The organism is Klebsiella sp. HC6 (assembly GCF_022605325.1).
Classification (GTDB): Bacteria; Pseudomonadota; Gammaproteobacteria; order Enterobacterales; family Enterobacteriaceae; genus Klebsiella; species Klebsiella terrigena.
Window position 1 is genome coordinate 3738358 of sequence record NZ_CP093276.1, and the last position, 21689, is coordinate 3760046.

Annotated in this window: 16 protein-coding genes and 1 tRNA gene; 8 read left to right on the top strand and 9 right to left on the bottom strand. The window is 57.6% G+C overall.

The window, feature by feature from the left end; all coding sequences use genetic code 11:
• Positions 1-13: 13 nt before the first annotated feature.
• Entirely contained in the window at positions 14-1381 is a 1368-nt protein-coding gene (locus MMW58_RS18020; RefSeq protein WP_241723751.1) for a class-II fumarase/aspartase family protein, read from the bottom strand.
• Positions 1382-1791: 410 nt separating this feature from the next.
• Between MMW58_RS18020 and MMW58_RS18025 the strand changes: the two genes are divergently transcribed.
• Both MMW58_RS18025 and MMW58_RS18030 read left to right on the top strand, forming a co-directional pair.
• The gene (locus tag MMW58_RS18025; RefSeq protein WP_159236456.1) at positions 1792-2838 is read left to right on the top strand and encodes a porin; all 1047 of its coding nucleotides are present in this window, start codon (positions 1792-1794) and stop codon (positions 2836-2838) included.
• Positions 2839-2849: 11 nt separating this feature from the next.
• Positions 2850-3626 (top strand): DUF4886 domain-containing protein, encoded by a 777-nt coding sequence (locus MMW58_RS18030; RefSeq protein ID WP_133597427.1) that lies wholly within the window; start codon positions 2850-2852, stop codon positions 3624-3626.
• 34 nt (positions 3627-3660) lie between these two features.
• Here MMW58_RS18030 and MMW58_RS18035 read toward each other — a convergent pair whose 3' ends face one another.
• The gene (locus MMW58_RS18035; RefSeq protein WP_241721766.1) at positions 3661-4566 is read right to left on the bottom strand and encodes a LysR family transcriptional regulator; all 906 of its coding nucleotides are present in this window, start codon (positions 4564-4566) and stop codon (positions 3661-3663) included.
• A gap of 113 nt (positions 4567-4679) precedes the next feature.
• Between MMW58_RS18035 and MMW58_RS18040 the strand changes: the two genes are divergently transcribed.
• From MMW58_RS18040 to MMW58_RS18050, 3 genes are all read left to right on the top strand, one after another.
• Complete coding sequence (locus tag MMW58_RS18040; protein ID WP_241721767.1) at positions 4680-5540, top strand: pirin family protein; 861 nt, start codon at positions 4680-4682, stop codon at positions 5538-5540.
• Between the two features lie 19 nt (positions 5541-5559).
• Entirely contained in the window at positions 5560-6237 is a 678-nt protein-coding gene (locus MMW58_RS18045) for an isochorismatase family protein (protein ID WP_241721768.1), read from the top strand.
• A gap of 145 nt (positions 6238-6382) precedes the next feature.
• Positions 6383-6470, top strand: a tRNA-Ser gene (locus tag MMW58_RS18050).
• 189 nt (positions 6471-6659) lie between these two features.
• Here the strand turns inward: MMW58_RS18050 and MMW58_RS18055 are convergent.
• The 6 genes from MMW58_RS18055 to MMW58_RS18080 all read right to left on the bottom strand — a co-directional run bounded on the left by MMW58_RS18055 (position 6660) and on the right by MMW58_RS18080 (position 16174).
• Positions 6660-8807, bottom strand: coding sequence for a TonB-dependent receptor family protein (locus tag MMW58_RS18055; protein WP_241721769.1), 2148 nt, complete (start codon positions 8805-8807; stop codon positions 6660-6662).
• Positions 8808-9196: 389 nt separating this feature from the next.
• Positions 9197-10861, bottom strand: a complete 1665-nt coding sequence (locus MMW58_RS18060; RefSeq protein ID WP_241721770.1) for an HAL/PAL/TAL family ammonia-lyase — start codon at positions 10859-10861, stop codon at positions 9197-9199.
• 88 nt (positions 10862-10949) lie between these two features.
• Entirely contained in the window at positions 10950-12284 is a 1335-nt protein-coding gene (locus MMW58_RS18065) for an MFS transporter (protein ID WP_241721771.1), read from the bottom strand.
• A 19-nt stretch (positions 12285-12303) separates the two neighbouring features.
• Positions 12304-13956 (bottom strand): urocanate hydratase, encoded by a 1653-nt coding sequence (locus MMW58_RS18070; protein ID WP_241721772.1) that lies wholly within the window; start codon positions 13954-13956, stop codon positions 12304-12306.
• The gene (locus MMW58_RS18075) at positions 13953-15053 is read right to left on the bottom strand and encodes a DUF917 domain-containing protein (protein WP_241721773.1); all 1101 of its coding nucleotides are present in this window, start codon (positions 15051-15053) and stop codon (positions 13953-13955) included. The genes MMW58_RS18070 and MMW58_RS18075 overlap by 4 nt, the downstream gene beginning before the upstream one ends.
• Positions 15054-15277: 224 nt before the next feature.
• Positions 15278-16174 (bottom strand): LysR family transcriptional regulator, encoded by an 897-nt coding sequence (locus tag MMW58_RS18080; protein ID WP_133597412.1) that lies wholly within the window; start codon positions 16172-16174, stop codon positions 15278-15280.
• Between the two features lie 174 nt (positions 16175-16348).
• On the opposite strand from MMW58_RS18080, the gene MMW58_RS18085 reads away from it, so the two are divergent.
• The 3 genes from MMW58_RS18085 (at position 16349) to MMW58_RS18095 (ending at position 20460) form a co-directional block, all read left to right on the top strand.
• On the top strand, positions 16349-17716 hold the full coding sequence (locus tag MMW58_RS18085) for a dihydroorotase (protein WP_241721774.1): 1368 nt from the start codon (positions 16349-16351) through the stop codon (positions 17714-17716).
• A gap of 13 nt (positions 17717-17729) precedes the next feature.
• Positions 17730-19013 carry a Zn-dependent hydrolase gene (locus MMW58_RS18090; RefSeq protein ID WP_241721775.1) on the top strand — a complete coding sequence of 428 codons (1284 nt, stop codon included), beginning with the start codon at positions 17730-17732 and terminating at the stop codon, positions 19011-19013.
• 205 nt (positions 19014-19218) lie between these two features.
• Positions 19219-20460, top strand: a complete 1242-nt coding sequence (locus MMW58_RS18095; RefSeq protein WP_133597406.1) for an MFS transporter — start codon at positions 19219-19221, stop codon at positions 20458-20460.
• A 74-nt stretch (positions 20461-20534) separates the two neighbouring features.
• Here the strand turns inward: MMW58_RS18095 and phoH are convergent, their stop codons facing one another.
• Entirely contained in the window at positions 20535-21323 is a 789-nt protein-coding gene (phoH, locus tag MMW58_RS18100) for a phosphate starvation-inducible protein PhoH (RefSeq protein ID WP_041144929.1), read from the bottom strand.
• Between the last annotated feature and the right edge of the window lie 366 nt (positions 21324-21689).

Below are 21689 nucleotides of genomic sequence, written 5' to 3' on the forward strand. Positions count from 1 at the left end.
CAGACATCGCCGATCAGGCCGGGGAAGATAGCTGACGATCGAAAGCATCGATCGCTTCATCAATTAACGCATCGTTGCTGCCAAGCCAGCTGGTCGGTTCGCAGGCCTCGCGGATCTCCTCCGCGGACAGGAGATCGACGATTGCCGGACATCCGGTGAGGGTCTCGTACAGGTTCTGCGATCCGTCCGCCTGGTTTAGCAGGTTTTTCAGCATGTTGTACCCCTCACTGCGGCCAACCTTTTCTGCCAGCTTCATGGAGACGGATTCAGACATAATAAAGTGACGCGAGGCGCTGAAGTTCTCGCGCATCTTAGCGGTATCCACCACCAGATGACGAATCAGGCGTTCGCCGCGCTCGAGGCTGGTCGCAAGACATAGCGCCGCTTCCGGCACCAGCGTCCAGTTCAGCACCCGGGCGGAGGCGGAACGGACGTCATGCTGATCGAGCAGGTTTGGCGCGCCTGAGGAGTACATCCAGCCCATGCGGGCCAGCGTCTGTATCATATTGCTGGAGCGCGGGTTGGTTTTATGCGGCATCGCGCTGGAGCCGCCGCCGCCTTCCCCCTCTCGCAGCTCGGCAATCGGCGTGCGCCCCAGCGTCTCGACGTCATTGGCGATCCGGCACAGCGTGCCGTGCACGAGGGCGAAAAACTGCACCACTTCAACGACGTTATCCTGGCTGGCGTTCATGGCGCCTGATGGGCAGCTTAATCCCAGCTCGCTCATCAGACGGTTGCGAATAGTCAGCCCCTGCGCGCCAACCGACGCCAGGTTACCCACCGCCCCGCCAAATAAGCCGGTTGTCGCCGTCGCGAACAGGTTATCCAGACGTCGCACATGCCGGGTCAGCTCCCCCAGATAGCCGCTCACCTGTAGCCCCCACGTGGTAGCCGATGCGTCTATCGAATTGGTGCGCGCCACCATGACGCTGTGCTTATGCTCTACGGCCATCTCTTTTAGCGCGTTTCCCAGCCCAATCGCCAGGCGCCGCAGCAGCGTCAGCGTCTGATGGAGACGCATCGCCAGTCCGGTATCCAGAAGATCCTGGGTGGTGCAGCCCCAGTGCAGATATTTTTTCACCAGCGGCGTCCCCGCATCGGCAATCTGATCGATCAGCGGCTTGATTGGCATACCCACGCTGCGGGTTTCCTCGGCAAGTCGGCCCCAGTCAAGGGAAAGCGTCCGGCAGGTTTCGCCAATATCGTCCGCCGCCTGCTGCGGAATCATCCCCAGCTCTGCCTGAACGCACGCCACGGTCGATTCGAACGTTAGCCAACAGCGAATCAGGTTTTCATCCGACCAGATAACCTTCATCTCCGATTGGGTAAACAGAGAGGAATAGAGTCCTGAATCAAATACCGAACTTTGACTACCTCGCATCATTAACTCCTGTATGGATTGCGCCCTTATCAACAGCATGGCGCCATTTTGCTACAACCGAATGGTTTTCTCTATCCGGGCTGATTGTGCGTTAAATAATTAAGCGGAAAAATGGGAAAATTTATTTCCCACAACCGAGCCAGGATCCCGGAGCTAAAATGTGAGCGACTTAACAAACCCACGCTGATTTACGCCGCCGAGGTGCTTAAATTAATTAATCTCCGGGCCGCCAAGGGATTAATCCGCGGTGAAAAGAGCAAAGTTTATGGCAATTTGTGTTTAAGCTCACAATTGATTATGAGAAAAAATGTTTCCCCTATTTCCCGCCCTCGTTCAGGTTTAAAAAAAAACGTACCTCCAACAATAGAACATAACCCGTTACTACGCCTTTTCTCTGGCCCGAGGATCCTATGCATATAACAACGAAAGCCATTATCATTGGCGCATTAATCAGCGTCAGCTATTCCGTTTCGGCAATGAACGTTTACAAAGATAAAAAGAGCACGCTGGATATATATGGCCGGTTAGAATGGCAGCTCGCCCACGGCGACGCCTCATTTGCCGAAGACGATTCGCGCAGCCAGCTCGGGGGTCGCCTGGGGCTTTATTTAACGCATAAATTAGATTTACTTGATGAAACCAAAATAGTCGGCCGGGTTGAATGGCAGGTGCGAACTGAAAAAAACGATAATAAAACCGGCGATAAAGATCTGGACGCGCGCTATGCCTACCTCGGTCTTTCCCACAAGCGCTACGGGGAATTAATCGGCGGGCGCACCAAAAACCCGCTCTATCAGGTCATGAAAATGACCGACCGCTATAAAAACTTTACCCCCAACGTCTATAGCTACGGGATTACGACGATAGATAGCTCATACCAGTTTAACCGCCAGGACGGCACCATTCAGTGGAACGGTGAGTTTGACGGACATCAGATCCAGCTGGCATACGTGATGGGTAACGGTAATAGCGATAATGACGCCCTCGATGACGGCATGATGGCCAGCTATCGAAAAACCTGGTCGCTGGCCGATCTGCAGATAACGCCGGCCATCGCCGCCAGCGAATATAAACGTAAGGAGGGGATCAAAACGACGGACGGGAGGAAAAAACATACGCAATATATCGGCGGACTGCAGCTGGACTATGGCAATATTTCGCTCGCGACCACGGTAGGCCGCGTGGCTATCGCCCGTGATAATAATAGCGATAACGATTATACCAGCTTCGACTCTTTAGCCTCATGGAAATATCAAAAAGTTAGATTCTTAGGAGGATATAGTACGCTAAATGAAAATGGCAAAAAATATGCCGAACGCCGGGGCTGGCGTGCCGAAACACAATTAAGCCTGGCGAAAGATACCTGGCTGTCCCTGAGCTACGTGAAGGAATTAGCCAATAAAAATAAGCCAGCCCATGACGATGCATTCATCGCCGGGCTGCGCTACGACTTTTAAGGATAAGCAAGATGAAAAAAGCACGTTATCTGCTGGCCGGCTATCTGTGCCTGTCAAGCCTCGCATTGGCCGATACCGTTATTGCGCCCTCTCCACAGGCGATAATGGACGGCGAAAATAAAACCGTCGCAATATATGGAAACTCTTACACCCACTACAATAACAACGTGAACACTCGCCTGCGGGACCTCGCCCGCTCGCTGCTGCCCGAAAGTGGCAAAGGCTATACGTATCGCGGTATTACCATCTCGACCGGACATCTGGGCTGGCATATTCCCAACCTGCAGTTCCAGAACGGTCTGCAAAAGTGGGACGTGGTCGTCTTCCAGGGAAACTCGACGGAAACCATCAGCAAAAAGGCCGCCACCCGGGAGTATTTCACGCAGTCGGCGATAGCCATGGCGGACATTGCGCATAAAGCGAATGAAAAGGTCGTCTGGTTTATGACCTGGGCCAGCAAAAATAAACCGGAGCAGACGGATAAACTGGAAAAGGCCTATCTTGACATCGCCCGCCAGACGCACGGCTACGTGGCCCCCGTCGGCCTCGCCTTTGCGCGCGCCGTTGAGCAGCATCCGGAGATAAATTTATACCACAGCGATGGCAACCACCCGTCGTTGGCCGGCACCTACCTGACGGCCTGCGTACTGTTTGCTACCCTCTATAATCAATCTCCGGTAGGCGGCGCCCTCCCTGTCGACAGCGATATGACCGAACGGACGGCCCGCGCCCTGCAGCAAACCGCATGGGATACGGTCGTCGCCTTCAGAGAGCAAAAGTCATCATAAACCTCTGGCCAGGGCCGGCGCATCCGGCCCTGCGCTAATCCTCCTCCATCCGCTGATACTCTTCGCTGAGGAAATCCACCAGCGCGCGCACCGACGGCAATAGCCCGCGGCGTGAGGCAAAGACCGCATGAATCACCTCCCGGCGCGGCTGCCACTCGTCAAGCACCACCACCAGCTCACCCGCCGCCAGCCGATCGCGCGCCATTAATAGCGGCAGCTGAACAACGCCAATGCCGGCGACCGCCGCTTCGCACAGCGCCAGCATGTCGGTAGTCACCATTCGCGGCGTAAAATAGACCTCCGCACGGGCGCTCTGCGGACCGGTCAGCTGCCATTTATGCTGATGCTTGCCGGCGGCCAGGCTCAGTCCCGGCCACTCGCTCAGTTCAGACGGCGCCTGCGGCTGCCCCATGCGCGCCACCAGCGCCGGGCTGGCAAACAGCCGGTGCCCGCGATCGGCCAGCACCCGCATCACCAGATCGCTATCATCAAAGGGCCGCGGCCGCACGCGAATAGCCACGTCAACCCCCTCACCGACCACATCAACCCGTCGGTTGGTTGCCTCCAGATGCACGTTCACCCCCGGATAGCGCTGCATAAAACGCGCCAGCATCGGGCCAATATGCACATGCAGGAGGGTAACCGGACAGGTGAGCTTAACGCTGCCGCGCGGCTCAGAACGAAGGGTATCCACCGCCTGCTGCGCCGCCTCGGCCTCGATCAGCATCGCTTTGCAGTGCTGATAAAACGTCTGCCCAACTTCGGTTACCGCGAACTGCCTTGTGGTGCGATGAATCAAGCGCACGCCGAGCCGCTCTTCCAGCTGGGCAATGCGGCGGCTGAGCTTCGATTTAGGCTGATCGAGCGCCCGACCCGCAGCGGCGAATCCGCCATGATCCACCACCTGGACAAACCAGGCTAAGTCGTTGAGATCCTGCATCCTTCCCCCATTGTTCCATTTTTAGAACAGTATAGGTCATTTTTGCTATCTACCGGGCTATTAGCCGCGCATCTAAGCTTATCGACATTGAAACAACCGCACAGGAGAGAACAATGAAACAGATTACAGGCGTCTATACCGCGCCATCCCAGCACTGGGTCGGTAACGGTTTCCCGGTACGCTCGCTGTTTTCTTATCAAACCCACGGCGAGCAGCTGAGCCCCTTCCTGCTGCTGGATTACGCAGGGCCGCATAGCTTCCCGGCGGGAAGCGGCAAACGCGGCGTTGGCGAGCATCCGCATCGCGGGTTTGAAACCGTTACCGTCGTGTATTCAGGTGAAGTTGAGCACCGCGACTCAACCGGCAGAGGCGGCGTGATTGGCCCCGGCGATGTGCAGTGGATGACGGCGGGCGCCGGGATCCTGCACGAAGAGTTCCACTCGGCGGAATTTACCCGTACCGGCGGCGAGCTGAAGATGATCCAGCTGTGGGTCAATCTGCCGGCCAAAGACAAAATGGCCGCGCCCGGCTACCAGAGCATCACCGCTGACCTCATTCCCCGCGTCGCGCTGGCGGATAACGCAGGCCACGTTCGGGTCATCGCCGGTGATTATGCCGACGTTTCCGGACCGGCACGCACCTTCTCGCCGCTGAACGTCTGGGATATGCAGCTGACGCAGGGCCGCGACGTCTCGTTACGCCAGCCTGCCGGCTGGAGCACCGCGCTGGTTGTGCTTGAAGGTGAAGTCCGCGTTAACGGCGCTGAAAACGCGCGCGAAGGCCAGCTGGTGGTGCTGAGCCAGCAGGGTGAAACGCTGCACCTCAGCGCTACCGCTGATGCCAGGGTCCTGCTGCTGGCCGGCGAACCGCTGGGTGAGCCTATCGTCGGCTATGGCCCATTTGTCATGAACAGCAAAACGCAAATCGCCGAAGCGGTGCGTGATTTTAATAGCGGCCGTTTTGGCCAAATCTGACGCGACAGAGGTACAAAAAATGTCTACTCCAGCTAATTTTAACGGGGCTCGCCCGGTGATTGATGTAAACGACAGCGCCATGCTGCTGATTGACCATCAGAGCGGTCTGTTCCAGACCGTTGGCGATATGCCAATGCCGGAACTGCGCGCCCGGGCCGCCGCGTTGGCGAAGATGGCCTCCCTTGCGGGGATCCCGGTTATCACCACCGCCTCGGTACCGCAGGGGCCTAATGGTCCGCTGCTCCCTGAGATCCATGAGAATGCGCCACATGCTCGCTATATTGCGCGCAAGGGTGAAATTAACGCCTGGGATAACCCGGATTTCGTGGCGGCAGTGAAGGCCACCGGGCGCAAAACGCTGATTATCGCGGGCACCATTACCAGCGTGTGCATGGCATTTCCGTCTATTGCGGCCGTGGCCGATGGCTATAAGGTCTTCGCGGTTATCGACGCTTCAGGCACCTACAGCAAGATGGCGCAGGAGATAACGCTGGCTCGTGTCGTTCAGGCCGGCGTCATCCCGATGGATACCGCCGCGGTGGCGTCCGAGCTGCAGCTGACCTGGAACCGTCCCGACGCCGCCGAGTGGGCCGAGGTTTATACTAAAGTGTTCCCGGCCTATCAGCTGCTGATTGAGAGCTACGCCAAAGCGCAGGACGTGGTGAAGAACGGCGAACAGCTTGATTCACAGCGTTAAAGCCACCGCCCCGGCGTTTTTTACCGGGGCGGTGTTCATTGCTTGAGCGAACGGTAAGGAAAGAATAAATACTGCTTGACCGTTTTAGCGCAACTCCCTATAGTACCGCCCCGTTGCCCACCCAAGGTGTGCAGCGAAACAATATGGTGAGGTGTCCGAGTGGCTGAAGGAGCACGCCTGGAAAGTGTGTATACGGCAACGTATCGAGGGTTCGAACCCCTCTCTCACCGCCATATTTGAAGAAGAGCTCGTACGCAAGTACGGGCTTTTTTTTCGCCTGTTGCCCATCCTGAATAACGTTGACACATTTTGCTCATGCGCTGAGGAAGATGTGATGAACCAACATGTTAAGCGCGCGCAACGCGATGACCCTCTATTAGCCGCTTCGCGGTGTATCAAATACACCGCGAAGATGAGCTCTTTTAGAATGCCAGTGACGCCTGAACAAAGAACGTTCTCGGCTCGCCAACATATTTCCCGTAGTTATTATCCGTTGAACGCGTGTAGTAGCGCTGATCGAAAAGGTTTTTAATACCGGCGCCCAGTTTCAAATTTGACCATGATGGCCCCATGTCATATTCGCCGCGCATATTCCACACCATATAGCCCGCAATATTGCCGTACTGGCCATCATCGCTCTCCTGGGTGATGTAACCGTTGCCGGCATCAGACGACCCCGGAGAATGCTGGCGCGATTGCGAATAGCCATCCACGTTCCACACCCAGCTGCCCGTTGCATAGCGGGAGCCCACCGTCAGCACCTGGCGGGAATAGAACGGCAGATCTTTACCCGAAAACTCTCCGCTGACGGATACGGCGCGCGTATAGGTATAGGTGGAATAGAGGCTGAGCCCATCCAGACTATGCGCCAGTTCGCTGAGATCGTAGTTCAGAGCCAGCTCGATGCCTTGATGCTTGGTCGCGCCCAGAGTGGTCCAGCCGATGGTGTTGTTGATGTACTGCAGCTGATTATCAAAATCAATGTAGAAAGCCGTCAGCTCCGCTTTGAGTACGGAATCGTCATAGCGGGTACCGACCTCATAGGTATGCGCTTTTTCAGGCTGTAGGCCAGGAGCCGGCTGGCCGTGATTCCCCCCGCGCGTTAGCTGGAAATACTGCAAACTGCCGAAAGAGGTATTGGCGTTAGCAAACAGCTTCCAGCTGTCGGACAGGTGGTACATCACGTTGATCGACGGCAAAGGTTCGCTATATGATTTTTCTCGCGAAATATCGGCGAAAGAATCATTTACATGCGTACGGATACTTTCATAGCGTAGCCCAGGGGTGATGGTCCAGTTACCGACGTTGACGGCATCATCAATATAAAACGCGTTAGCTTCCGTACCGCCGGAGGTATGCTGATAGTAGTTCTCTTTTGAATTCGGTGCAGAGGTGGTGGTCGTCGGATCGTACCAGTTGGATCGATATCCTTTTTCATCCGACGTCTCGTTCAGATAGCGATAGCCCAGGGTTATCTCATGAGCCATATCCCAGAAGCGGAACAGGTGTGAATACGTCGGCTCGATAGCCCAGGTCGTATAGTGACGCGGCGCTGCCGCCAGTCGGCTCTGCCCTTCCAGAGCCCCGGTGCCGTCGGTCTGAATATCGCTGGTACGGAAACTTTTAGTGAAATAGGTCAGCACTTCAAACTGGCTATCCTCTTCCTGATGGCGATATTTAAAAGACATATCCTGACGGCGCCCGGCAAACTGATCGAAGGGTCGTACGGACTGGAAGGGATTTTGCTGATACTGCTCTTTCGTCAGGCCGCCGGGCATACCTGCGGAGGCGTTATAGTAATGGAAGTTACCCGTCAGTTCGTCCTTCGGGGTAAAACGATAACGCGTTTTCAGCATAAAATCGTCAATATCGGTGTTGTCATTGTTTTCTCTGTATCCCTGCCCGTGCAAACCGGAGTACAGCAGCTCAGCACCCAGACCATTCTCCGCTGTTCCGCCAACGGAAGCGCTGGTCAGCGTTTTTAGCCCCCCGTGCGATGCGCCTTCCGTTTGCGCGCTCACCGCGCCGCCGAACTCTTCCGGGATATCCTTCGAGACGAAATTGATCACACCGCCGACGTTCTGCGGTCCGTAACGGACGGCGCTACCGCCCCGGATCACATCAATTGACTGAATGTTTCCCATTGAAAGAGGCGCCATTGACAGCTGCGGCTGGCCGTAAGGGGCAACGGAAAGCGGGACGCCATCCATCATGATGGTAGAACGAGGTGACAGGCGCGATGTCAGACCGCGTACGCCCACGTTCAAGGAGACATCGCTCCCGCCAGTGCCGTTATTCTCCTGAACCTGAACGCCGGGAATACCGCGCAGGGCTTCTGAAACCGTCTCCCCGCCCTTTTCCTTAACCTGTTGCTCCGTCACGATAGTCCTGGCGCCGGGGTGATCGAGCACAACCGTGCTGTAATCCGGCGAATCAAGCCAGTTACCCACCACCGTCAGGGTATCCGTGCGATCGGTTGACGAAGCGTTATCATTTTTATCAGCAGCCCAGGCCGGGAACGCTAAAACAATAGCGGTAGCAAGCAGCGAGAGCCGGAATTGACCAGACATGAGAAGATCCCCTGTAAAATAAATATATTAATTATTAATGAGTTAAATTATGAATGATTTTCATTATGAGAAACGCAATGATAATAATTAGCAATACATAGCAATGTAAACTATTTTTTGAACCGACGATTGTTTTACACGCCAGCCAGCTGGCCGGGTTGTGTCACTGCTATTTAGATTGGGAAAATGAGAGAGAAACTTTGGTGGCAGCTGGCGTTAACCGGCCGTATTTACTCTTTGCAGCAAATCTGCAGGCATCCCCCGTCACGGGGATGGATATTGCCGGAATCTGGCTACAGGCCAAATAGTCGTCGCGTTTTACTCTTTAGCCGGCGCCTCCAGAGAGGCTGCCGGCTTCTGACCATACTGACCGGTCCGCAAGGCGAGCGCTATTTCGCCGCCACATCCCGCACATCGAATGCTTTCAGGACCTGGGCCGCAGCGGCAAAGTCCGGGCTCAGCGGGCGATCGCTATCCATAAATTTCACCTGGCGCCTGAGCGCATCGTACAGGGCGCCGGTCGGCGGCGACATCCTGAAGCCGTTGTTCTTCTGCTTACGCAGATCGATAGCCTGCGCGTCATGGACCAGCAAAATCCCCAAAAGCTGATAGCTGTTATCGATTTGCTGCTGCAGGCGCTGCGCGACTTCCGGCGCATTCGTCGCGATATCCTCAATATCACCAGCGACCGGCATAAAGTCCATCGACACCGGCATGGCCAGCTCTTTGTTACGCATCGCCAGCGACATCACCGGTTTTTCCATCGCCCCAAAGGCGTGAACGGTATTGTCCGTGCCGAGGAAGCGCGTCAGCCCGGTAAACGACGGGTTGTTGAGCTTCACGACCTGCTGCGCGTTGGCCAACGAGCTGTGGGCCAGCGCCATGCTCAGCTGTTCAAAGGAGAGCACCCACGGCAGAGGTTCAAAGTTGGCGGTTGGCAAAACGGCGCCTTTCACGCCATTTTGATCCACATAGCCCAGACGATCCTGCGGGCGGTCCGACGGGGCGGAAACGCCGATCGCGACGCCGGGGTTATCGTCAGAACTGTTGAGCTGCACCAGCAGCTGGTCCCAGGCCTGCTGATAGCTACGCTGCAGCTCGGCCAGTAAATAGACGCCGGAGCGGAAGCTCAGCGGATCCTGCAGCGGGCGGCTATCGTCATGTTCCCACAGGCTGGAGCCGGCAAGCAGCGTGCGCAGGTGACTGCCCATCGCCACCACCTCCGGGTAGGGGCGCAGCGCCAGCGTATTCTCGAGGAAAGGCGAAACGTTGCCGTTTAACGCCTCAAGGCTGGTGGCATAAACCAGAGAATTAAGCGGCAGCAGATGAGCCAGCGAATTCAGCGCCAGCGCGCCGCTGGATGCCGAATAAGCGTTGGAGCTCAGGATGGATAGCGCGTCTTTGGCATAAGGCACCACCGCCGACGTTTTGCTGCGCTCCAGCGCGACCTTAGCCGGAACCTTTTTCCCCTGGTAGTAGACATCGCCTTCGCCGATCATCGCCAGCCCGATATGGCTGATAATGGTGATATCCCCCTCGCCAATAGAGCCTTCGCTCGGGATAACCGGCGTGATGCCTTTATTGAGGAAGTCGACGTACGCGTCAATCACCTCCGGCTGCACGCCCCCGCCGCCGGTCAACAGCGTGTTGAGGCGGGTTACCATCGTCGCCCGGGCGATGCGCTGGCTCATCGGCTCACCGATGCCGCCCGAATGGGCATGCAGCAGGCCGACGTTAAATTTCTTCGACGCGGCGATCACCTCATCGGTCAGCTTACCGTGGACGTCGACCATCGGCCGGTCCTTATTAAGACCGACGCCGACCGTTAAACCGTAGATTTTTTGCCCATTCTGCGCCGCCTCAATCAGCACCTGGTGGGCCTTTTCCACCCGCGCCGTGGCCGCAGGAGAGATCGCCACGGCTTCGCCGTCCGCCACGCTGGCAATAATTGCGGGCGTAATCGAGTGTCCATCCAGAGTGACCGCGGATAAACCTACCTTGCTGTAGCTCAGAGTGAGCAGTGCAATCATCAAAAGCGACAATTTTGCTGACATAGATCCAACCCTCTTATTATTTATGCTGTCATGTTAATCAGGCAATCTTATTGAAATTAAATAACTTTGTTTTATAGCCACTCGTCGATCAGCGTTTTTTCGCCTTTTGCCGCTCGATGCTGAGCAACGCAACCATCGCCAGCACGCTGGCGATCATCACGTACCACGCCGGCGCAAAGCGCGTTCCGGTATTTTCGGTCAGCCAGGTCAACACCGCCGGCGCAAAGCCGCCAAACAGGGTTACCGCGAGGTTATAAGAAACGGACATGCCGCTGGCGCGAACGTCGGTGGGGAACAGCTCGGACAGCGCCAGGGGGGCCACGCCGACGAACAGCGATACCAGGATGCAGAACAGGCTTTGCACCACAATCAGCGTCAGCGTGGTGTGCGAAGCGTCGAGCAGCAGCAGCAGCGGATAGCTGCAGATAAGCAGCAGGCCGGCGCCGATCATCAGCAGCTTATGGGTGCCGATACGATCGGAATAAGTGCCAGCGGCGACGCAGCACACCACCATAAAGCAGTTGCCAATCAGCGCCGCGAGGAACGCCTGGTGGCTCTCAAAATGCAGCTGACGCTGAACGTAAATCGGCATGTAGATAATCAGCGCGTAGACGCTAACGGCCCACAGTATCGATAGCCCGGTGCCGAGCAACACCGCGTTGCCGTGCGCTTTAAAAAGCTGCAGCAGGGGCATTTCCGGCCCGATCTTCTCCACCTTGCGGCGGGCCAGCTCCTCAATAAAGAGCGGCGTTTCCTCCAGCGTTTTGCGCATCCACAAACCGATAGGCGCGATGGAGAGGCCAATAATGAACGGAATGCGCCAGCCCCAGTCACCGATCTGTTCGTGGCTGAGGGTCAGGGTCACCACCGTGGCCACCAGCGCGCCAAAGATATTGGAGATCCCCATGCTGGCCTGCAGCCAGGAGGCGTACTGGCCCTTTTTCTCGGCCGGCGCATGTTCGACCAAAAAGGCCGCCGCGCCGCCCACTTCGCCCCCGGCGGAGAAGCCCTGCAGCACCCGACCGCACAGAATCAGCAGCGGCGCGCCAATGCCGATCGCGCTGTAGGGCGGAGCAAAAGCGATGATGGCCGTGCCCACGGCCATCGTCATAATGGTCAGCGTCAGGGCGGCCTTGCGCCCTACCCGATCGCCATAGACGCCGATGACCAACGCCCCCAGAGGCCGAATCACAAAACCGAGACCAAAGGCTAAAAACGCCTCAAACAGCTGCGCCCCGGCATCCTGCTGATGGAAAAAGTTCTGCGCGATATAGACCGCGAAAAAGGCATAGATTGAAAAGTCATACCATTCCAGCGCATTACCTATTGATGCCGCAGCAATCGCTTTATACCCCTTGCTGCGCGGCTCCGGTACCGACCGGATAGCCTCGGCGCTCAGGGGGGAAGTCGTGGTTTTTGTCATAATGACCTCATACGCAGGGCTAGCCGGCCGCAGATAAATTAATATAAGGGATTGATTTTTCTTTTACTTCATCCAGGGACTCCTGGTAACCCGCGTCGGCATAGCGCATCACGCCGGTGCTGGTATCATTGGTCATGGAGAGCTGCAGGCGCTGCGCAGCGGCGTCTGAACCGTCGGCAACCACCGTCACGCCGGAGCTGGTCATATAGCCGCTATATCCGCCGCCGCCGGAGTGAATCGCCACCAGATCGGCCATCGACGCGCAGTTCACCAGGGCGTTGAGCAGCGGCCAGTCGGCGATGGCGTCCGAGCCATCTTTCATCTTCTCGGTCATGATGTTGGGATGCGCCATCGCTCCGGCATCGAGATGGTCGCGGGTGAAGGCAATCGGCCCGCTCAGGCGACCATCGGCCACCATGCGGTTCACCTCCAACGCCAGTTCCGTTCGTTCGCCGTGGCCAAGCCAGGCAATACGCGCAGGCAGACCTTCGAACGGCACCTTCTCGCGGGCCAGGCGGATCCAGTTGCTGACGATTTGGTTGTCGGCAAAGCGCGTCAGCAGATAATCGTCGATCACCTTGATGTCATCGCTATTATTGGACAGCGCAATCCAGCGGAAGGGGCCGATAGCGCGGCAGAACAGCGGGCGCAGGAAGGCCTCGGTAAAAATCGGGATCTCAAAGGCGCGCTCAACCCCTCCCTGATAGGCATGGGTACGAATAAGGTTGCCGTTATCAAACACCACGGCGCCGCGATCCATAAATCCGAGCATGGCGGTGACGTGCCGGACGATCGAGCGGCGGCCGGCATCCATCAGAACGTCGATATCCTTTTCGCGCTGGGCGACAACCTGCTCCAGGGAGTAGCCGGAAGGCACGTAGCCGTAGACTAAATCATGGGCCGCGGTCTGGTCGGTCACGATATCGGGAATAATCCCTTTGGCTAAAATAGCCGGAAAAACGTCGGCGGCATTGCCCAGTAAGCCAACGGAGACGGGCTCCCGGTCGTTCTGCGCATTGCGAATAAGGGTGAGCGCATGCTCAAGGTCCCGCGCCTGATGCTGCAGAAAGCCGTTTTTCAGCCGCTTGTCGATGCTCTTTTGGCTGACCTCTACCGTGAGGATCGCGGCCCTGGCCATGGTGCCGGCCAGCGGCTGCGCCCCGCCCATCCCCCCTAAACCAGCGGTCAGAATAAAGCGCCCGCGCAGATCGCTATCAAAGTCGCGTTCGGCAATACGGGAAAAAATCTCGTAGGTCCCCTGAATGACGCCCTGCGAGCCGATATACTGCCAGTCGCCGGCGGTTAGGCCGCCCCAGCAGATCAGATTGTCCTTCTCCCAGCGATAGAAGTTGTCCGCTTTGGCCCACTGGCCGACCATATTGCAGTTCGCCATAATCACCAGCGGAGCGTTGGCGTGGGTTTGCAGCAGGCCAATCGGCTTGCCGGACTGCACCAGCAGGGTTTGGTCTTCGCGCATGGTTTTCAGCGCCTGCACGATGGCGTCGTGCGACGGCCAGTCGCGCGCGGCGCGGCCTAGCGCGGCGTAGACCACCAGCTCGTCAGGGTTTTCCCCCACCGCCAGAACGTTTTCCAGAAGGCGAAGCAGGGCTTCCTGGCGCCAGCCGAGGCAGCGAAGCTGGGTACCCGAGGTCACGCTATAGCTCTTTTTCATTTTGCGACTCCCTGCTGAATATGGCTGAACAGCTCGATCCCCAGGGTCTTCTCAACGGCAGGATAAACCGCCGGATCGGTGACGGAGGAAGAGAGCGGAATTTGGCTATGGTGCTGGTGAAAAATAACGATTTCGAGGCCCGGCTTCAGCTGCCCGGCGCTGACCGGGTTGCCCTGCATATCCAGCGTGGTGATGACGTCCGGATAGGTCGCCATGCGCTGGCCGTGGCGATCCTCCACCGCCATATGTTCATTCATCACGTGGATGCGGCGCAGGTTTTCGCCCTGGCCGACGTCGATAATGCCGACGTCAAAGGCCTCACTGGTATATTGCAGCGTGGTTTGCGTCACCTTCCCGCTGCCGATGATCTGCCCGCCGGTGTGGTTGCATATCGCATCGATGACCGCGCTGCCGCCCTTTTGGCCGGCGGCAATGATAGTTTCGCCAAGGGAAATGGCGCGGCTGATACCGCCATGCGCGGCGTGCTGGCGCACGTAAGCGCCGCGAATCGGGTTACGACAGCTGGCGATGAAGCCCCCGGACATGTCCGAAGCCTTGCGCAGTATGGGGGAGACTTTGGCGGTGGCGCCTTTAACGACCAGTTCAATATAGGCATGATTCTTTCGATTGCCGCCCACCGCCGCCTGAATCATCGGCTCGCTGCTGGAAGCAAGGCCCAGCGAGCCCATATCGCCGGTGGGATGGGCGCGCAGATCTCCCACCGCATCGACCACTTTGGTGCCGAGAATGGCGGACGGCAGCCAGCCGTTTAGCGTACTGGACATCCCGTTTTGCCCGATAATCAGGCCATAAATGGGCTCACCCAGCTCTTTTTGCACCAGCTGGACGGCCTTAACATAATCTATCCCGAGCATTTCCCAGTCGGTCAGCCCGCCGGGGGCGCCAATCGCCGCGGCGGTGGCAATCCAGGCGCTATCGTCGACCTCATCCATGGTGACCAGCTCGGGGCGGCCAACGGTGACCGCCATTCTGCCTAACTCCAGCCCGTGTTCGACCCAACCGCCGCCGCCGCAGGCAAACACTGAACCACCCTTAACGGCAGCTTCGACGTCAGCCAGTGTTAAAATTCGACCCATTGCTATTCCTCCAGAAGTACAGAACTCGTAAGCAGGCGCTAAAGTGCATAATTAATGAATAATCATCGCAGCCTTGGTTCGATACTAGAGGGCGGAATGTCAAAATGTCATATTACTTTTTGGCCACAGCGTATAACACAATGTTAACGATCGAGAAAAAGCCAACCCGCGCTAATTTACGCCAGGAGAAGTTAGGCATTTTCGGCGCCGATGGCGGCGACGAGCTATCTCGACCAGTGAACCTGAATCGACTCCAGAGTACTGATAAATTCCTGAGCCAGCCGCGAAAGCGGTTCGTACATGCCGTAAATGATGCTGATTGGCGTTTTAGCCGTTGGTGAGAGAGGACGAAAGACGACGTTGGTCCATACCGGGCCGCTGGCGGTAATTTCATCGATCAGCGCGATGCCCACCCCCGCCTGAACCAGGGCGCAGGCCACGTGAATCTGCTGCGATTCAACGATTGGCCGGACAACAATGCCTTCATCATTAAAGAGCTGCCTGACTATCTGCCCGATAGGGATATCGGATCCGTAGCCAATAAACGGCTGGCCCACAAGATCTTCGACATTGATCGTATTTTTGGCGGTCAGCGGATGGGTCGCAGGGAGCGCAACGACCAGATGATTTTCATATAACACCCGGGACTGCACGTTTGGATGGCCCTCATGGAGGAAGGCAATTCCTAGCTCAACCTGCTGAGTCAGCACCGCCTGCAGCAGCACGTCAGGGATCATAGTGTGCAGAATCACCCGGGTATCGGGCAGCGTACGGTGAAATTTAGCAATGGCGTTGGGTATTAACCCCTGCCCAAGGCTGGGGCTACAGGCAATCCTCAGATGGCCCATGCGGTTTTGAATCAAATCCTCAGCAACTTCATTAACGCGCTGCACGCCGAGATAGACCGAGTTGACTTCAATAAAGAGGTGCCGCGCCTCTGGCGTTGGATAAAGCCGCCCTTTTATCCGCTCAAATAGCGATAGCCCCAGCCGCTGTTCGGTATAGCCGATGAGCCGGGAAACGGCCGGCTGCGAAACGTGCAGCAGCTTTGCCGCGCCGCTGATGGAACCCGTCAGCATAATGGCGCGAAAAACTTCAATTTGTTTGAGATTTAAGCGCATCGCACCCTCTCCAAGGTTAACATAATGTTATGCAAGAGTGATAAATAAGCATAAGACATAATACGTACAGCCACCCTACACTAGACGCAGACTTTGGAAAAGAGGCCGATTACCCATCGGCCACATATGCATTTTTATGCAAAATTTTCGGTAAAAGTTATAAGGGCGTGCGTTATGAGTGTGCAGAAGAGATGGGACATAGTCGTAAAGGGCGATCTGGTTGATGCCGACGGCATCACGCTCGATGGATGGCTGGCTATCGAGCAGGGAAAAATCGCTGCCACCGGCAGCGGCCCGCTGCCGCAGGCTGAAAAAGTTATCGATGCCAGCGGCAGGTGGGTTATTCCCGGGGTGATTGACGGCCAGGTCCATTCAGGAAGCCAGGCCAATCAGGAGGGCCTCGGCTGGGCCTCACGCGCCGCCGCCGCCGGCGGCGTGACGGTAATGGTTGATATGCCCTATGACGACCCCGAGCCGGTCGCCAGCCGCGGCCAGCTGGACAATAAAATTGCGGAGGTCGAACGCGACTGCCACGTCGACGTGGCCCTGTTCGGCACGCTAAACCAAAAGCACGGCTTCGAGGCGGCGGCGGGACTCATCGAGGGAGGGGTCTGCGCGTTTAAATTCTCGACGTTCGAAGCCACTCCCGGCCGCTTCCCGCGGGTCGAGGAGGACGATCTGCTGCACGCGTTCCAGCTGATCGCCCCGAGCGGCTTAGCCTGCGCGGTGCACAATCAGATGCAGGAGATGACGCGCAAAAACATCCAGCGCATGGTTGCTGAAAACGATACCGGCTGGGACGCGTTCATGCGCGCGCATACGCCGCTGATCGAAGATCTGGCCACCGCGCAGCTGTATGAAATTGGCGCGGTTACCGGCGCCCGCGCCCATGCGGTCCACGTGTCAACCTCGCGCGGGTTTGAGATCTATAAAATGTACAAAAATGCCGGCTATCCGGTCTCAATCGAAACCTGCGTTCAGTATCTGATGCTGAACCATGAAGAGCACTCGTTCCGGCTAGGGGCCAAAACCAAACACTACCCGCCAATCCGGCCCAAATCTGAGTCCGAACGGCTGTGGGTGCATATTGCGCAGGGGGACTGCACGTTCGTCTCTTCCGACCACGTTAGCTGGGGGCTGGAGCGCAAAGGGGATGAGAACATTTTCAAAAACGCCTCCGGTGGCCCGGGCCTCGAGACCTTGCTGCCGGCGCTGTGGACCGGCTGCGAACAGCATGGCATCTCGCCCACGACGGTCGTGCAGCTGCTGTGCCGCAATCCGGCGCAGCACTTCCTTCTCGATGACCGCAAAGGGTCGTTTGCCGCGGGTAAAGACGCCGACTTCGTGATCCTGAACCGCGAAACCTATCGCTTCGATCCCTCCACCAGCCTGTCGGCGGTAACCTGGAGCTCATTCGCCGACATGGAGTTTACGGTGCGCGTAGAGCAGACGTGGTGCCGCGGCATGCCGGTATTTAACCACGGAAAAATCGTCAACCAGCCGGGCGACGGTCGATTCCTGCGCCCGCGCAGCGCCGCATAACGGAGACAACGCCATGACAAACATAAACGCTGAAATACTAAAGGATCGTCCTCTCATCAACGCTTCCCGCCTGTGGGAAAACGCCAACACCTTAGCGACCATGACGCTGCCGGGTACGCCCTGGACGCGCCGCGCCTTCACGCCGCTGTTCAGCGAGGGCCGCCGCTGGCTGCAGCAAAAAATGGAGCAGGCCGGGCTCAGCGTCACCCTCGACGCGGGCGGCAACCTGATCGGACGGCGGGCCGGACGACGCATGGATTTGGCGCCGATAACGATCGGTTCCCACAGCGATACGGTGGTTGGCGGCGGACGCTATGACGGCATTATCGGCGTCCTGGCCGGCATCGAAATCGCCTTAAGCCTGCAGGAGCGCGATATCACGCTTGAGCATCCGCTGGAGGTGATCGACTTCCTCTCTGAAGAGCCGAGCGACTACGGCATCTCCTGCGTAGGCAGCCGCGCCTTTTCCGGCACCCTCGATAGCGGCATGCTGGCGGCTAAAAACCATGCCGGGGAGACGCTGGCGGAGGCGATGCTGCGGGTTGGCGCTAAGCCGCAGCTATTAACCGCGCCGCTGCGCGGTCCGGGCAGCACGGCGGCCTATATTGAGCTGCACATTGAGCAAGGCCCGGTACTGGAAAACGCGGGCTTACCCATTGGCATCGTGACGCATATCGTGGGGATCCGTCGGGTGCGGATTATGGTTCACGGCCAGCCGGACCACTCCGGCACCACGCCGATGGACGTCCGTCGCGATGCCCTGGTGGGCGCCGCGCAGGTGATAACCCGCGTCCATCAGCAGGCCAGCGCGCAAAGCGGCAACCCGCATTACGTGGTGGCGACGATTGGCCGCATCGCGATGACGCCGAACGTGCCTAACGCGGTTCCGGGCTGGGTTGAGCTGATGCTTGAGGTCCGCAGCGACAGCCAGCAGGTTCTCGACATTTTCCCGGAAGACATTATGCGGCTGTGCGAATCAGAGCTGGCGGCTCTGGGGCTGTCCGCAACGTTGGAGCACGTGAGCCGCGCCAGCCCAACGCCCTGCTCGGACGTCGTGATGCGGGCAATCGCTGAAGCCGCGGAGCACCTGCAGCTGGGATCCCAGCGCTTGCCAAGCGGAGCCGGACACGATGCGGTGTACGTCTCCCCTACCGGCCCGGTGGGGATGGTCTTTATTCCGTGCCTGGGCGGACGAAGCCACTGCCCTGAAGAGTCGATTACCGAACGGCAGCTGGCGGATGGCGCGGCGGTGATGGCACAAACTCTGCTCAACCTGGACCACCAGCTGGCGGGCTAATGTCCTCCCCACGGCCTCTCAGAGGAGCGGCGCCGGTCGCTCCTTCCGCTATTCATCACTATTTCGTCTCGTTTCTCGACGCGGCGGAGCATCTGGCAATGCTCCTGCTTTGCTCGCGCCTCCTGACCCTGGGCCCCTCTTTGCAGTAGATTACGATCGCTGACAAATCTATACTTGGCGCACAATTTAATCCTAAGGCCTGGACATGACCTTCTCTTCCCCACAAAACAAGCGCGGCGTGACGCCGGCTAAAGCCATGGTCGCGGCGATCAGCGGCTACGCAATGGATGGTTTCGACCTGCTGATCCTCGGCTTCATGCTGCCGGCAATCAGCGCTTCTCTGGCGCTCAGCACCTCTCAGGCGGGTTCTCTCGTCACCTGGACGCTCATTGGCGCGGTGCTGGGCGGGATTCTGTTTGGTCATCTCAGCGATCGCCTGGGGCGCATTCGCGTCCTGACCTTCACGATCCTGATGTTCTCCGTTTTTACCGGTCTTTGTGCGGTCGCCCAGGGCTATTGGGATCTGCTGGCCTATCGCACCCTGGCGGGGATGGGGCTCGGCGGCGAATTCGGTATCGGCATGGCGCTGATTGCCGAAGTCTGGCCCGCCCATAAGCGTAACCGGGCCTCGGCATGGGTCGGCATCGGCTGGCAGCTAGGAGTCCTGCTTGCCGCCTTTATCACCCCGCTGCTGCTGGACATCATCGGCTGGCGCGGGATGTTTCTGGTCGGCCTGCTGCCGGCGCTGGTCTCATTTGCCATCCGCCGCGGCATGGGCGAACCCGAGGCGTTTACCAAAGATAGCCGCGTCGCTGAGGAAATGTCGTTCACGGCGCGGATCGGGATGCTGTTTGCCGACAGAGCCACCTCGAAGGCCAGTATCGGCATTCTGATCCTGTGTTCGGTGCAGAATTTTGGCTACTACGGCCTGATGATCTGGATGCCGAGCTATCTCTCCTCCAGCTTTGGCTTTTCGCTGACCAAATCCGGGCTGTGGACGGCGGTCACCGTGGTGGGGATGACCTTCGGCATCTGGCTGTTTGGCGTGCTGGCGGATCGCTTCCCGCGCTGGAAAATCTTCCTTATTTACCAGGTCGGCGCCGTGGTGATGGTCATTATCTACGCCCAGCTGCGCGACCCCGTCGTCATGCTGTTTACCGGGGCGCTGATGGGAATGTTCGTCAACGGGATGATCGGCGGCTACGGGGCGCTTATCTCCGATACCTACCCGCTGAAAGTGCGCGCCACCGCGCAGAACGTGCTGTTTAATCTGGGGCGCGGCGTCGGCGGATTTGGGCCGCTGGTGATTGGCCTGTTCGTCAGCCACTGGTCGTTTACCGCGGCGATCACCCTGCTGGCCCTGCTCTATCTGCTGGATATTTTCGCCACCCTGTACCTGCTGCCGAAAAAGCAGGGCAGCGAAGATGCGCTGGGGGCGATTGGCTAAGCCACAAACCGCGTCAGCGGGCCGCAGAAAAAACAAAGCCCGGGTTTCCCCGGGCTTTGCGCTGAATATAACCGCTAGTAGTAGGCTTTCAGCGCTCGCTGGCAGAGCATCGAGCGGACGCAGTCGTCGGTCGTAAAGCGGACAATGCCGACCATCTCGTCTTCTTCAAAACGCGCCAGCGCATCGACCAGGCCAGACCTTACGCCAGAGGGTAAATCGCACTGGGTAATGTCGCCGTTGACGATGACCGTCACGTTCTCCCCGAGGCGGGTCAAAAACATTTTCATTTGCGCAGCGGTCACGTTCTGAGCCTCGTCCAGAATCACAACCGCATTTTCAAATGTACGTCCGCGCATGTAGGCGAACGGCGCGATTTCCACCTTGCCGATTTCCGGCCGCAGGCAGTATTGCATAAAGGAAGCGCCCAACCTTCTCACCAGCACGTCATACACCGGGCGGAAATAGGGGGCGAATTTCTCGGCGATATCTCCCGGTAAGAAGCCGAGATCTTCATCGGCCTGCAGAACGGGACGGGTAACAATAATTCTGTCCACATCCTTATGGATCAGGGCTTCAGCTGCTTTCGCCGCGCTGATCCAGGTCTTCCCGCACCCGGCTTCACCGGTGGCAAAGATCAGCTGTTTATTGTCAATGGCATTCAAATAATGCACCTGAGCGTCATTGCGCGCTTCAATCGGCGATAAATCGCGGCTGTCCCGCGCCATGCCAATGGCTTCTACGCCACTCATTTGCACAAGCGATGTGACCGATTCTTCTTCGCGCTGCTTATGGCTGCGCGAATCCTGTCTCAGCACACGTTTGGCCTCACGACGAGCTTTGGTCACTGCTTTTTGTCTTCCCATGGATAGCACCTTGCGTTGTTGGTTTACATCACACGCGTCAATATCGACGCGATTATGCGCACGAACGATTGAGGTTTGGCTTCCTTTTAAGCCATTGCTTGCCTGTCGAATTGACAACGGGTCACGGCTACGCGCACCGCTCACCCGGTCTGGGTTCGGATTGTCTGTAGTGACTGGAGAAATATTAGGGGTGTGGGAATCGCGGCCGGAAGTGTGGCCCCCGTGCTGATGAGTACGGTAAGAAGTTTTACATTTTCCGTTACAGCAATCGGGCATTCGCGATCTCCATAGTGAAACGACATCACTGCCGGGAACTACCGCGTCTGTAATAAGTACATCAAAAATAATTCTTAATGCAACTTATTT

Excerpts from the sequence above, each read along its gene's own strand:
- MMW58_RS18020 (WP_241723751.1), bottom strand. The coding sequence starts at position 1,381 with ATGCGAGGTAGTCAAAGTTCGGTATTTGATTCAGGACTCTATTCCTCT.
- MMW58_RS18025 (WP_159236456.1), top strand. The coding sequence starts at position 1,792 with ATGCATATAACAACGAAAGCCATTATCATTGGCGCATTAATCAGCGTC.
- MMW58_RS18030 (WP_133597427.1), top strand. The coding sequence starts at position 2,850 with ATGAAAAAAGCACGTTATCTGCTGGCCGGCTATCTGTGCCTGTCAAGC.
- MMW58_RS18035 (WP_241721766.1), bottom strand. The coding sequence starts at position 4,566 with ATGCAGGATCTCAACGACTTAGCCTGGTTTGTCCAGGTGGTGGATCAT.
- MMW58_RS18040 (WP_241721767.1), top strand. The coding sequence starts at position 4,680 with ATGAAACAGATTACAGGCGTCTATACCGCGCCATCCCAGCACTGGGTC.
- MMW58_RS18045 (WP_241721768.1), top strand. The coding sequence starts at position 5,560 with ATGTCTACTCCAGCTAATTTTAACGGGGCTCGCCCGGTGATTGATGTA.
- MMW58_RS18055 (WP_241721769.1), bottom strand. The coding sequence starts at position 8,807 with ATGTCTGGTCAATTCCGGCTCTCGCTGCTTGCTACCGCTATTGTTTTA.
- MMW58_RS18060 (WP_241721770.1), bottom strand. The coding sequence starts at position 10,861 with ATGTCAGCAAAATTGTCGCTTTTGATGATTGCACTGCTCACTCTGAGC.
- MMW58_RS18065 (WP_241721771.1), bottom strand. The coding sequence starts at position 12,284 with ATGACAAAAACCACGACTTCCCCCCTGAGCGCCGAGGCTATCCGGTCG.
- MMW58_RS18070 (WP_241721772.1), bottom strand. The coding sequence starts at position 13,956 with ATGAAAAAGAGCTATAGCGTGACCTCGGGTACCCAGCTTCGCTGCCTC.
- MMW58_RS18075 (WP_241721773.1), bottom strand. The coding sequence starts at position 15,053 with ATGGGTCGAATTTTAACACTGGCTGACGTCGAAGCTGCCGTTAAGGGT.
- MMW58_RS18080 (WP_133597412.1), bottom strand. The coding sequence starts at position 16,174 with ATGCGCTTAAATCTCAAACAAATTGAAGTTTTTCGCGCCATTATGCTG.
- MMW58_RS18085 (WP_241721774.1), top strand. The coding sequence starts at position 16,349 with ATGAGTGTGCAGAAGAGATGGGACATAGTCGTAAAGGGCGATCTGGTT.
- MMW58_RS18090 (WP_241721775.1), top strand. The coding sequence starts at position 17,730 with ATGACAAACATAAACGCTGAAATACTAAAGGATCGTCCTCTCATCAAC.
- MMW58_RS18095 (WP_133597406.1), top strand. The coding sequence starts at position 19,219 with ATGACCTTCTCTTCCCCACAAAACAAGCGCGGCGTGACGCCGGCTAAA.
- phoH (WP_041144929.1), bottom strand. The coding sequence starts at position 21,323 with ATGGGAAGACAAAAAGCAGTGACCAAAGCTCGTCGTGAGGCCAAACGT.